The sequence below is a fragment of the Lysinibacillus sp. BS3 genome (assembly GCF_039614735.1).
GTDB classification, from domain to species: Bacteria; Bacillota; Bacilli; order Bacillales_A; family Planococcaceae; genus Lysinibacillus; species Lysinibacillus capsici.
Genome location: NZ_CP154860.1, coordinates 3,879,411 through 3,892,937 on the forward strand (window position 1 = coordinate 3,879,411; position 13,527 = coordinate 3,892,937).

Annotated in this window: 11 protein-coding genes; 4 read left to right on the top strand and 7 right to left on the bottom strand. The window is 35.8% G+C overall.

Annotated elements, in window-relative coordinates:
• Nucleotides 1-9 precede the first annotated feature (9 nt).
• The 3 genes from AAJG31_RS19295 to AAJG31_RS19305 all read left to right on the top strand — a co-directional run bounded on the left by AAJG31_RS19295 (nucleotide 10) and on the right by AAJG31_RS19305 (nucleotide 3,531).
• Nucleotides 10-1,260: an amidohydrolase family protein gene (locus tag AAJG31_RS19295; RefSeq protein ID WP_066038087.1), complete on the top strand. Its 1,251-nt coding sequence runs from the start codon at nucleotides 10-12 to the stop codon at nucleotides 1,258-1,260.
• The gene (locus tag AAJG31_RS19300; RefSeq protein WP_259948533.1) at nucleotides 1,257-2,468 is read left to right on the top strand and encodes an amidohydrolase; all 1,212 of its coding nucleotides are present in this window, start codon (nucleotides 1,257-1,259) and stop codon (nucleotides 2,466-2,468) included. Before AAJG31_RS19295 ends, AAJG31_RS19300 begins: the two co-directional genes overlap by 4 nt.
• Before the next feature lie 157 nt (nucleotides 2,469-2,625).
• Nucleotides 2,626-3,531, top strand: a complete 906-nt coding sequence (locus AAJG31_RS19305; protein WP_259948530.1) for a DMT family transporter — start codon at nucleotides 2,626-2,628, stop codon at nucleotides 3,529-3,531.
• 15 nt (nucleotides 3,532-3,546) lie between these two features.
• Here the strand turns inward: AAJG31_RS19305 and AAJG31_RS19310 are convergent, their stop codons facing one another.
• The 7 genes from AAJG31_RS19310 to AAJG31_RS19340 form a co-directional block, all read right to left on the bottom strand.
• Complete coding sequence (locus tag AAJG31_RS19310; RefSeq protein ID WP_259948528.1) at nucleotides 3,547-4,758, bottom strand: MFS transporter; 1,212 nt, start codon at nucleotides 4,756-4,758, stop codon at nucleotides 3,547-3,549.
• 9 nt (nucleotides 4,759-4,767) lie between these two features.
• Nucleotides 4,768-6,036: a TRAP transporter large permease subunit gene (locus tag AAJG31_RS19315; RefSeq protein WP_048391134.1), complete on the bottom strand. Its 1,269-nt coding sequence runs from the start codon at nucleotides 6,034-6,036 to the stop codon at nucleotides 4,768-4,770.
• Nucleotides 6,017-6,514 (bottom strand): TRAP transporter small permease, encoded by a 498-nt coding sequence (locus AAJG31_RS19320; RefSeq protein ID WP_048391136.1) that lies wholly within the window; start codon nucleotides 6,512-6,514, stop codon nucleotides 6,017-6,019. Before AAJG31_RS19320 ends, AAJG31_RS19315 begins: the two co-directional genes overlap by 20 nt.
• Before the next feature lie 245 nt (nucleotides 6,515-6,759).
• Complete coding sequence (locus AAJG31_RS19325) at nucleotides 6,760-7,806, bottom strand: DctP family TRAP transporter solute-binding subunit (protein ID WP_066038083.1); 1,047 nt, start codon at nucleotides 7,804-7,806, stop codon at nucleotides 6,760-6,762.
• A 57-nt stretch (nucleotides 7,807-7,863) separates the two neighbouring features.
• Nucleotides 7,864-8,898, bottom strand: a complete 1,035-nt coding sequence (locus AAJG31_RS19330) for a DctP family TRAP transporter solute-binding subunit (protein WP_066038082.1) — start codon at nucleotides 8,896-8,898, stop codon at nucleotides 7,864-7,866.
• A 280-nt stretch (nucleotides 8,899-9,178) separates the two neighbouring features.
• Nucleotides 9,179-9,847: a response regulator gene (locus AAJG31_RS19335; protein ID WP_066038081.1), complete on the bottom strand. Its 669-nt coding sequence runs from the start codon at nucleotides 9,845-9,847 to the stop codon at nucleotides 9,179-9,181.
• Complete coding sequence (locus AAJG31_RS19340) at nucleotides 9,844-11,331, bottom strand: sensor histidine kinase (protein WP_083225408.1); 1,488 nt, start codon at nucleotides 11,329-11,331, stop codon at nucleotides 9,844-9,846. Before AAJG31_RS19340 ends, AAJG31_RS19335 begins: the two co-directional genes overlap by 4 nt.
• Nucleotides 11,332-12,246: 915 nt before the next feature.
• Here AAJG31_RS19340 and AAJG31_RS19345 point away from each other — a divergent pair.
• On the top strand, nucleotides 12,247-13,515 hold the full coding sequence (locus AAJG31_RS19345) for an OFA family MFS transporter (protein WP_004226054.1): 1,269 nt from the start codon (nucleotides 12,247-12,249) through the stop codon (nucleotides 13,513-13,515).
• Nucleotides 13,516-13,527: the final 12 nt, after the last annotated feature.

Sequence of the window (13,527 nt, forward strand, 5' to 3'; positions counted from 1 at the left end):
GAGGAAACTATGAGTAAACTATTGCTGAAAAATGTGAGATTAGAAGAAGCATATGAGCGCGAAAATGAACACATTGTTGCTACTCGTACAGGTATTTATGATGTTCTAATCGAAGATGGACATGTTCAACAAGTAGATAAGGATATAGTGGCTGATGAAGATGTAGAAGTAATAGATGCACAACAGCAACTATTAGTCCCTTCATTCCGAGAAATGCATATTCATATTGATAAAACGTATTTCGGCGGAGAATGGCAGGCACCAAGACCCATTACTAAAGGGATTTTAACACGCATTGAAGAAGAAAGAACACTACTACCTAAACAATTGCCGACAGCTGCTTATCGAGCTGAGGAAATGGTGAAGTGGCTCATTTCCCAAGGACACACACATATTCGTTCACATTGTAATGTTGACCCACAAATTGGGACAAAGCATATTGAAATTACAAAACAGGTTTTAGCAAACTATCAAGATCAAATCACCTATGATATTGTAGCCTTTCCACAGCATGGCTTATTACGCTCCAATGTAGAGGGACTAATCCGTGAGGCAATGGCGATGGGAGCAACGCTTGTTGGAGGCGTTGACCCATCCATTGTAGATCGCAATATCGAAAAGTCATTGCAAACAACGATGGGTATTGCACAAGACTATAATGCAGGGATCGATATTCATATTCACACAGCGAACACGCTAGGCGAATTTGAATTTTATAAACTGATTGAGTTAACGAAACAGGCGAAAAAAGAAGGTCAAGTCACAATTAGCCATGCGATGGCACTTGCTGATTTAGAACAGTCACGTTTAGAAAATTTAGTTCAAGCCATGGCTGAGGTACAAATGGATGTAACAACAACTGTACCAATCGATTTGAACCGTTCGACAATACCAATTCCTTATCTTTATAACAATGGTGTAAAGGTATCTGTGGGACATGATAGCTTAACAGATCATTGGTCACCATATGGTACTGGTAATACGATTATGAAATTAAATGTCATGGCGGAGAGATTCCGTTTTATTGATGAATATTCATTAAGTCGAGCTTGGAAATACGCCTCTGGTGGTATCACACCATTGAATGATGTAGGAGAACGTGTTTGGCCACAAGTTGGTGATAAAGCGAATATGCTGTTAGTGGATGGCGTGAGCACTGCCCATGTGATAGCAAGAAGATGCCCAATTACTACGGTCATTTCACAAGGCAAAATGATTCACCAACAGGATGTAGGAGAGTTGAAAGGAGAATTCAGATGAAGCACTGGCTTACAAATGTTCTACTTGAAACAGGAGAATATCTAAAGGAAAATGATACAGTTGGAACGAAAGTGGAGCTTTTTCATCTTGAAATTACAGATGGCTTCATTTCGCAAATTGTACCCGCAACAGACGCAATCGATTCTCAAAACGAAGTCACAGATATGAAAGGGAAGCTGCTATTACCTGCCTTTAAGGAAATGCATAATCATTTAGATAAAACATACTTATCTTTACCGTGGAAGGCTTGTGTGCCCGTAAAGAATTTAAAGGAACGACTAGATCGTGAAGCACAAGAGTTATCCGTTCTTGCTACAACAGGTAAACAACGTGCGGCTGCAATGATTGAAAAAATCCTTAAGAATGGTGCGAATCATATTCGTACACATGTCAATATCGATCCATACATTGGATTAAAAAATTTAGAAGGTGTACTAGCGGCATTGGACGATTATAAAGATGTCGTGACATCCGAAGTCATTGCCTTTCCACAGCATGGTCTACTAAGAGATGATGTCCCTAAATTATTGCGTGAAGCTTTACGCAATGGAGCGACGATGATTGGCGGCCTAGATCCAGCGGGCATCGATAACTCGATCGAGCCTTCTCTTTATGAAGTGATGGATATTGCACAGGAATTTAATGTTGATGTCGATATTCATTTACATGATGGTGGGCATGTTGGGTATTATACAATCGATAAATGGATAGACATCGTGGAGGATGCCAAATATCAGGGGAGAACGGCAATAAGTCATGCCTTTTCACTTGGTGATGTATCTATCATGGAGCAACATAAAATTGCAGATCGTTTAGCACAACAACAAGTAAAAATAATGTCAACGGTGCCATTTGATTTGCGACGATTAATTCCACCGATTGAATTACTAACAGAGCACGGCGTGGATGTCCATTTTGGTTGTGACGGCTTTTATGATTCTTGGAGTCCTAATGGCTCAGGAGATATTTTAGAAAAAGCGACTACTTTTGCAGATATTTCTCGTAAACTTGACGAACGCTCTATTCGACAAACATTAAAATATATTACAAGTGGTGTCACGCCATTAGATGCAAATGGTCAGAAGGTTTGGCCGAATGTGAAGGACGAAGCAAGTTTTGTATTCTTTGACGCAGTATCAAGCGCGGAAGTTATTGCACGTAAACCACCCAACCGAGTGGTTATGTCTAAAGGAAAGTTTATCAATTAAGCATAAATCTAAATCCCCCTTATTTAGATAACATAGCAAACTAGAAATTTTCTAGTTTGCTATACTTATGTTTTAATAGAAAAGATGAATAAAGGAAAGGGAAGTAGATTTGCCATTACTTATGTAGAAATCTCTTTATTTGCGGGTGCGATAAAATATGAAACAACTAACAATCTATATGATTTTATTTAGCTGTGTATTTTTTTGGGCCAGTAACTTCATTATTGGCTCTATTTTAATTGAACATTGGGATCCTTTAACGGTTGCCATTTTTAGATTGATTGTCATTGTTCTCTTTTTAGGGGGGATTAGTTGGAAAGCAATCTACCGAACAACATTTACAAGAAATGATTTATTGTTATTGATTCTTGCAGGAATACTGGGCGTTTCCATTAATCACTATAGCTTTTATGCTAGTCTCCAGCACACTTCTCCTATCACTGCGGCTTTAATATTAGCCTGTGCACCGATTGTCACATCTCTGCTGAATAAAATGATCTATCATGAATCACGTAACGGCATATTTTGGCTAGGTGCAATACTTTCATTTGTTGGTGTTGGCCTCATCATTACAAAAGGGGCACTTATCACCATTTCAATCGGTAAGGGTGAGGTGCTGAGCTTAATTACAATGCTAAGCTTTGCTTTGTTCCTCATTATTGTCAATCATCTTAGTCTGAAAATGTCAGCCCAGTCGATTACGTTCTATACAAATTTAATAGGTTTACTGGTGCTTGTACCGTTTTCATTTACTATTTTGCCGCAGACGAATTGGCAAGTTGCAATACCCTACTGGTTTTTGCTCATTTTATCAGCGATTATTATTCATGGGGTAAGCAATTTAATGTGGAATCAAAAAATGAAGGAGGTCGGCTCAACAAATGCGTCGTTGTTGTTAAACTTTGAGCCAGCTATAGCCATGCTATTGAGTGCTGTATTTTTAAAACAATTCCCTACAAGTGTTCAAATATATGGCTCTTTATTTATTTTAGTAGGAATTTTGTTGTGTATTTATTATAAAGAAATTAAAGCAATTGTCCTTGTAAAAAAAACAATGAATTAGCAAAAAAAGAGATGCTCATTTTTTGAGTACATCTCTTTTTTGCTGTTTCTGTAGCGAATTTAAAATAAATAGGTATGTTATTGGCAGAAAAGCAGTAATGATTACGATACCATGCCACTGAAATAATGACCAAACAGGGCTTAGTATTGTACTTCCAGAGGCCACCCCAAGGTAATAAGCGACCAAATATAGACTAGAGGCGCTTCCTTTTTGATAAAGAGCTAGCCGACTTACCAATGAGGAAGTTAATGCATGAGCAGTAAAAAAACCTAAACATGCTAGACAAAGTCCAATTACAATAATGAAAAGTGACTTGCTTAATGTAAAAAGTATTCCCACAGTTAATAAACAAACACCAAATGTTCGAATGGTATGTAATCCTACTTTTCCTGCAAGTGAATTAGCAATAGGCGAACCAATAATACCTAAACCATAGGCTAAAAAAATAAAAGAAATACTTTGTAAAGATAATAAAAAAGGAGGCGCTGTTAAGTAATAGGGAATAAATGACCAAACTCCAGTAAAGGATAATTGTAAAATAACTCCTAATCCAAAAAGCATCAATAATTGAGGGTTTTTCAAATGAAACCAAAAGCCTTGTAAATCCTGTTGAATCGTACGCTGTTGTACCGAAAAATTTTTGGATTTAGGTAGCATCCACCAGACAATTACCATAACGATGCACCCCATAATGGCTAATGAAACAAATGCCATTTTCCATGAAAAATATTCAGTGACATACCCCATCATGAGTCTACCAATTGTTCCGCCTAGTGCATTACAAGAAATATACAATGCAGTGGCAAAGCCCATTGATTGTTGATCAATTTCTTCGCTAAGATAGGCAAGTGCTGCTGCAGGTACACCTGCAATAGCAAAGCCCTGAATAAAGCGTAATAAAATAATAGTAGAAAAAGAATCAGTTAGTGGCATGAAAAAAAAAGGTATGATAGTAAAAACTATGGATAAATGAATGAACAAAACTCTTCCATAACGATCTGATAAAAAACCTAGTACGATTAATCCAAGAATTACTGATAGAGTAGTCATAGATACGGATAGACTTGCAACGGATACAGAAATATGAAATTGCTCTGTAAAGAAGGGGAGCAGGGGCTGAACAGAATACATTGCTGCAAAGACAAAAACAGAAGCCCCGCCCAAACTAATGACAATTGTCCAAAAAGAGCGATCTCTTATTGAATAACCCTTTGTATTTATGCCCATCTTAAAACCTTATTTCATTTGCTCTGGTAACCAGAGAGAAAGTTGTGGGATTAAGACAACAAGTGCTAAGAAGATAATCATTAAAATGATAAACGGTATAACGCCTTTTACCACTTCCCCAAGTTTTTCTTTTGCAATACCGCTAACCACGAAGAGATTCAATCCAACTGGTGGAGTGATCATTCCTAATTCCATATTAATCGTCATAATAATGGCAAAGTGGATTAAATTTATATCGAAGTGTGCAAGGATTGGTAATAAAATTGGTAAAGTAATTAGAATAATGGAGACGGCTTCTAAGAACATACCCATGATAAAGAACAAAATATTGACAACTATCATAAAAATCCACTTATTTAAATCACTTTCTGCAATCCATGCACCCACTTGCTGTGGTACTTGTGCATTTGTTAAATAGAGTCCAAATAACGAAGCGGCACCTATTATTAAGAAAATCATAGCGGTAATATTAATAGATTCTACTAATACTTCGCGGAAATCCTTTAGCTTCATTTCACGATAGATAAACAAGGATACAATAAGACCATAGAAAACAGCTATCACCGCTGATTCAGTTGGTGTCACAACTCCTGAATAGATTGTTCCTAAAATTAAAAAAGGTAAAAATGCTCCCCAAATGGCTTTTAAAGATTTACGCCCACGTTCTTCCCAAGAAGCTGGTTGATCTCCATTAAATCCATTGCGTTTCGCATAAACGATAGCAGCAATAATTAAAATTCCTGTTAAAGCTAATCCAGGAAGAACCCCAGCCATAAATAACTCACCAATTGATTGCTCCGAGGTGATACCATAAATAATTAGTGGAACACTCGGTGGTATTAAAATTCCTAATGTACCACCTGCTGCCACAAGTCCCATGGAATAACGTTTTTTATAGCCTGCTGAAATCATTGCAGGGATCATAATAGAGCCGATTGCTGCTGCTGTGGCAGGTGAAGAGCCTGAAATAGCGGCAAAAATAGCACAGGCAACAATTGTAACAACTGCAAGACCACCTGGAAGGTGCCCAATCCATGCACGTAAAGCTTCAATTAAATATTTGGATATCCCACCGCGCGCCATTAATACGCCAGCCAGCACGAATCCTGGGATGGCCATCATAGGGAAGGAATCTAATGCAGTAAAAATGCGCTGTGGAATCATATTCATATTAAAATCTATTTGGAAGAACACTAGAATTGTCGAAAGTGCTAAGCTAATAGCAACAGGTACGCGTAGAAATAATAGCAAAAAGAAACTAAGTAAGAGGATTAGCATATTCTTCATCCTTTCCTCGTAGAATATTAACTAATCGTTCTACGAATCTTAGTAAAAATAAAATACCTGAAAGAGGTAGGACTAAATATACAATCCACATTGGAATCCCGATATCAAGTGAAACCATACCAGATGTATAGCGATTTTCCACTAAAACAAAACCATAGTACGTGTAAATTAAGCAAAAGGCGATGCTCAAGCCTGTTGCTACTAAATCTAATAGACGTTTTTTCGATGGCTTTAATTTGTCATATAGAATATCCACCTGTATATGCTGATTGTGGCGAAGAGCTAAGCCAAACCCCAAAAATGTACCCCAAATTATAGAATAGCGTGCTAATTCCTCTACCCATGCTTGTGGTTCATTAAATATGTAGCGCATAATAACCCCATAAAAAATGAGCACGACACCTGCTACGAAAAAAATTCCAGCAAGAATTTCTTCTAAGTAGCCCCATATTTTATAAACGGCCTTCATGTTGTAGCCTCCTTTATTTAAAGTTAAAAACGGATGCTTTTATTCCCACTGTAAATGTTGCTGTTTGAAGTGAGCTTCTTAGCACCCGTTTGTAAGTAAGCGATATACTAATAAAATTATTGATATTGACGATAACTCACTACTACGGGCAACTTCCTAACAAAGAATACCCAAGAAATTGTTGCGATTTCCTATTCCTTACATCAACTAATTGTTGGAATAGTAAGTTTTTTTAAGAACCATGTTTATTTTAAATCACGAATACCATTAATTAGTTCTTCTGTGATAACATCAGTAAACTCTTCATAAACTGGTTCCAGTTGTTTTTTGATGGCTTCTTTTTCAGCATCTGATAGCTCAAGGACTTCAATACCAGAGTTTTTAATGTTTTCGAATGATTTTTCGTTTTCTTCCGCAGCTAAATCCCAAGCTAACGTTGTTGCCTCATTTAATGATTCTTCAACTGCTGTCAATAGCTCTGAAGGTATTTTTTCCCAGAATGTTTTGTTTACAAAGATAGCATAGTCTAGACGACCATGTTCAGATACGGAGAAGTATTTTTGAACTTCTTGATATTTTTGAGTATCAAAGTTATTAAATGTGTTTTCTTGTCCATCTACTGTTCCTTGTTGTAAGGCAGCGTACGTTTCACCAAATGCAATGGTCGCAGAACCAGCATTCAAAGCTTTAAACTGCGATTCTAAAACTTTACCTGCTTGTGCTCTGAATTTTAGTCCTTTAAAATCGTCCACTGTCACAAGTGGATGTTTGTTATTGGAAAAGTGTTTAAAGCCATTTTCCCAGAACACGAGACCTTTAATATCGTTAGCTGCTAGTTGGTCAGATTCTAGAATCAGTTTTGCAACATCTGAATTAAAGAACTTACGAGCATGCTCTTGATTTTCAAAAAGGTATGGCATATCAACATATTGCCAACGAGGATCGATTTTTACCATTTTCGTTACAGAAGGCGCAATCATATGCACATTTCCTGATACTAAGGCATCTAATTCATCATTATCTCCATATAGTTGTGAGGATGGATAAACCTCAACGTTCACTTTACCTTCTGTTTTTTCATCCACTAGTTTTGCAAATGCCTCAGCTGCTTTACCTTTAACACTATCAATTGAAGTTACATGAGAGAATTTAATAACAAGAGGTTTTTCTTTGGTGTAGCCACCATCTCCCTCAGCTGCTGGAGCAGAAGCTGCTTCTTTTTTGTCGCCACCACAAGCCGCAAGTACTAGTAAAAGCAAAGCCATGAATGACATGAAAAGCCATTTTTTCATTCTATATCCCCCTAAAATTTATATTTATAGTTAAAAGGGCAACCTTTTAAACCCTAGTTAATGAAATTGATTTTTAGGAAGTGCCTCAATATATTTAAAACCATAATTTTCTGCATAATAGTCGTATACAGGTTTAAAGGCGTTCTCCCAATCCTCTATTTCTTCCTCCGTTAAATAATGAATTTGTATGCATTGACATGCTTCCATTTCCTGAAGTCTTTCCGTACTTAAATTCTCTGCTTGTTGCCACTCCCATTTTTGTACTTCCTCAAGAGTATCAATCAAAAGCTCCTGTACATTTTTAGGGAGGGAATTCCAAAATTCATTATTCATTAATAACAAATAGCCTAGATAACCATGATTACTAATAGTTAAGTAATCTTGAAGTGAATGTAGATTTTTGCTTGTAATATTAGTGAGCGTATTTTCTTGCCCATCAACATTGCCTTTTTGTAGTTGATGGAAGACCGTATTAAAATCAATTCGTCTAGGATAGGCACCGGCAATGGAAAATTGCTCTGCTAAAATATCACTTGGCATTATTCTCATGCGTAAACCTTGTAGATCAGTTAAGTTTTGGATGGGACGAATACTATTACTTAACTGTTTAAAGCCACTATCCCATACGCCCATCGAGATTAGATTGTGTTTATTTAATCTCTTCATTAATGATTGTCCAACTTCGCTTTCAACATATGTATGAACTTCTTGTGCATTTTTAAATGCATAAGGTAAATCCATGACAGACCATTCGGGTACAAACGTAGTAATTTTTGAAATGGCAGGGGCAATCATCTGAATATCTCCTCTTAAAAGAGCATTCATCTCCTCACCATCCTTGTACAGTACACCATTCGGGAAAACTTGAATTTCTACATGACCATTACTTCGTTCCTTAATAAGCTCTGCAAATTTAATTGCTGCCATTCCTTTAGGGGTGTTTTCACCAACAACATGTGAAAAGCGAATGACAATTTGTTCTTCATGACTTAATTGCTCATTGTCAGTTGGATAGGTCTGCTGTTGACAACCTATGAGGATGGTTAAAAAACATAAGTTTAAGAAAAGTACTTTTATAGGGTTACGCCACATGTTAATTCACTCCTAACTGTATAAGATGTGAACGCTTTCTATTGTATTTTATACGAATAAATATTCAATATTATGGTTATAATGAACATTTTGGTATTTATGATATATAACAATTAGTTATATTGATAAATTGTTATAATACAAGATAATTGCTAGAGAAAAAAGAATCTGCTTACTTTTCTTTTATTAATGTGCATAGTAAAGCATCATAAACCTATGCATAATAAGAAAAATAGCAGATTCTATATGAGTTTTTATTTTTATAACTATTTATGCTTAACTATTTTATGGAATAATATTTCGTTGGTCGTCCAACTGTTCCATATTGTAGTTCAATGCTAACGGTTCCTTTAGTTGCTAAAAAATCTAAATATTTCCTAACTGTGACCCTTGCCATTCCAACATTTTGAGCCAGCTGCTCGGAGGTTATAGCTACTCGATATGTTGTTAAATAATCTAATATTTGTTTCATCGTTAAATTGTTTAAGCCTTTAGGTAATTCATTTGACTCTTGTTGTATACCTAGCCAACTATCAATATCCTCTTGATTGAAGGCTGTGCAATTAGTAAACAATTTAGAGCTATTTTTATATTGCTGTAAAGCTTTTTCAAAACGTTCGAAGCGAAAGGGCTTAATGAGATAATCGCTTGCACCAAATCGTAAAGCCTCTTGAACAGTCGGTGCATCTCGCGCAGCAGTTATCAGAATAATATCTGAGGGAATCCTTTCTGAACGGAGTTTTAAAAATAAATCCATACCGGTCATATCTGGTAAAAACATGTCTAGTAAAATTAAATCTGGTTTTTTCACTTTAATTTTTTCGTAAGCATCACGACCAGTGATAGATTCGCCTACAAGCTGAAAACCAATCATTTTATTTAAAAAACCTTTATTTATTTCAAGCACCATTGGATCATCTTCTACAATAAAAACTGAAAGTTTGCTCATTGTTCTTCTATCACCCCTACCTCAATAGTAATATTTGTACCGATATTGACCGTTGATTCAACTTGTATATTTCCGTTATTAGATTCTACAATTTGTTTAACAAGTGCAAGGCCAATACCATGTCCTTCCTTTTGTTTGGTAGTAAAACCATATTCGAAAATTCGTTGCGGTAAACCTATTATCCCCAAGCCACTATCCTGTACTTCTATATATAGATAATGCTTATCGCCAATTAACGTTAATCGTACATCTTTATACGTACATTCAAAGCATGCTTCCATCGCGTTATCAAGCAAATTTCCAATTATAGTTACCAAATCACCACTAGAAAAACCGCTCATAATATCGGCTAGCTTTGAATCATCATCAATGGTCAGTTCCACGCCGAGTTCTTTTGCTCGCGAGTACTTCCCAAGTAGTAAACCTTGAATCGAGTAATCAAGTATTTTATCATGTAAAATTTGTATAATTTCCTCTTCATCCGTAATTTCATCAATAATAAGACTCAGAGCTTCATCATTACGATCTAGTTGAATTAATCCTGCAATACTATGTAAACGGTTCATATATTCATGTTGTTGAGCTCGTAAGGAATCCACAAGCATTTTAATCCCTGTTAATTCTTCAGCTAACATATTTGCCTCTTTACGATCCGTTAACATTATAAGATATCCGGCATTTTGATCTAAAATTCGAATAGGGAAGGTGCGTACTAAATACATCTGGTCATGTATAAGTAGAGGTCTATATATTTCATGCTGCTGTAAAATGTCTTCCGCAAGCCATGTCCCATTAAATAATTCTTTGCGAGAAATACTCTGTTCAAAGAAATGAGTATATTGCCTTGCGAGGCGGTTAATAAATGATACATTACCTCTTTCGTCGGTTGCTAATATACCAATATCCATTGCCTGTATAATGCCAGATCGCTCTTCCACTAAGCGAGCGATTTCGTATGGCTCTAAATTAAATGTTTGACGCTTTAGGTGATTAGCCACCCAGACTGAACCACCTAATCCAATAGCTAGTCCCCAAAAAAGAGAAATCAATATATCAAATTGATATTCATCTAGTAGGTTGTACCATTTTGGGGTGAGTAACCCAACTGTAATAACACCAACTTGTTGTGTACCTTCTTCATTCATTATAGGAACGAATGCACGGATGGAATAGCCAAGCACTCCCTGAGCTTTTGATATGTATTCATGCTGTGAAAAAGCTTCTATTTCGTCTCCACCCTCAAAAACTGTGCCAAGTTTGCTCTCAGAAGGGTGAGAATAGCGGATTTTCTTCATATCAATAATCACGATATAATCAACATCAGTTGTTAAACGAATTCTCTCTGCAATGGGTTGAATAACTTCAAATCCATTCGGTTTCCCAACATTATTTTGTACATCTGTCAGTTGTGAAACGGTTCTCGCAATAGCAATGGCTCGTGCTCCAAATTCTTTCTCAAATGCACCCGAAAGGTTATGGATCATGATAGCACCACTTGTTGCTATAGAAAAAAGGACAATAATAAATGAAAAAATAAACATTTTTAGACGTAAAGATATATTTTTCATAGACATATAAAAGAGCGATAGCTATTAGCTTTCTTTTATACATTCATCACCCCAATTCTACAAAATAAGCATGTTTACCTTAAAACCTGCTAAAAATTCTTAGTTTATACTAAATTACCATAAATAACAAAGCTGTTGTAATACAAGATTTGTTGAAGAGTATTTTTTTTATTGTGTAGTATAACAAAACAAATGATAAATATGATTTATATTGTTGTAGTGGCGTACATATGCCAGAAAATTGCACTCTAATATATATATTTGAATAATAAAAAATATTTCACTTTCAATAAATAATTTGAAATATACATTGATTGTATTATTGATTTTTTAAATAAAATAAAAAATATGGAAATAAAAGACGGGAATCAGCTTTTTATTCATACATATAAAAGTGAAAATCTTGTAGAAAATAGTTTCGAATTTCTCTTCTGTTCTTAAAAATTCTAGCGTAAATAAACTAAAGAAAACGTTCTTTCTGTAGATAAATAATAGAATTGATATTCTAATTAAGATTTTATTCATAAACAGTATGTGAATATATACACAAAAATAATTATTTAAGAATAATTAATATATAACGATAAAGTAGAGTAGAAAAATAATAAAATCTAGTATATGCGGATTTTTTAGTTTGTAAAACTTCATTTTTCTTAGAGGCTGTAAGATTTGTTTGATTTTAATTTTTAAGAAAAGAATGAAAAACTTTTTGGAGAAATAATATTTTTTAGAAAAACATCTTGCATTTGAATAATTCTAAGTGGTAAATTGTTTTACATGGACGTTCATAGAATTTTCACAGGTAGCAAAAGAGGGGAGAAATGAGAATTTATGAATAAAAATAGATGGTTAATTGCATTATCTGCAATCGCTATTCACCTTTCAATCGGTGGAGCCTATGCATACAGTGTATACAAGCTACCGATTGTCACAGAAATGGGATGGAGTGAAACAAAGGTAACGATTGCCTTTACCATTATGATGGGATTAGCTGGTTTCTCAGCTGCATTATTTGGTAGTTTAGTAGAAAAAATGGGACCACGTAAATCGGCGATGGTAGCAGCTGTCTTATTTGGAGCAGGACAAGCTGGTGCTGGTGTAGCCATTTCAATGGATTCTGTTGTTATGTATTGGTTAACATATGGTGTTCTTAGTGGATTAGGAATGGGGATTGGCTATATTGCACCTGTATCAACACTTGTAAAATGGTTCCCAGACCGTCGTGGTCTAGCAACAGGTATGGCCGTACTTGGTTTTGGATCGGGTGCACTTATTACAGCACCAGTCGCAGCCAACTTAATGGAGGCAGTTGGCATTTCTACAACATACTTTATTCTAGGGGCAAGTTACTTCACGTTAATGATTTTAGGGGCTTCATATATAGCACCACCTAAGCCAGGTTATATGCCTGCTAATATGAAAGCAGCTGCCAATAATGGTAAGGACGTAGTTAAGAAAGATTTAGCTGTTATGTCAGCACGAGAAGCTGTTAAAACAAAGCACTTCTGGATGCTTTGGTCCATGCATTTAGTTAATGTAACAGCAGGGATTATGATGATTTCTGTTGCTTCACCAATGGCACAGGAAATTGTCGGTCTATCAGTAGCAGGTGCTGCCGCAATGGTAGGAATTATGGGGTTATTTAATGGTGGTGGTCGTTTAATCTGGGCCGCTGTGTCTGATTATATCGGTCGTTCTAACGTTTTCGTTATTTTCTTTACTGCACAGCTAATCACATTTATCGTTTTACCACATACAACTAACGTAATTATTTTCCAAGCACTTATCTTCTTAGTTGTTAGTTGCTATGGTGGTGGGTTCTCAAATCTACCTGCATTTGCAAGTGATTTATTTGGCACAAAGCAACTTGGTGTGATTCATGGTTATTTATTAACAACGTGGTCATTGGGTGGAGTTTTTGGACCATTGTTAGTAAGTGCAATCAAAAATGCGTACGGAAGCTATATTCCTGTATTCTATGTATTCGCAGGTTTAATCGCAGCTTCGTTGATTATTTCCTTAACGTTACGTGCAGATGTACGTAAGCAAACAGCTTTAAAAGCAGCGCAAAATGTTGGAGATGTATCTGCTACACAATAATATGAACTTTCA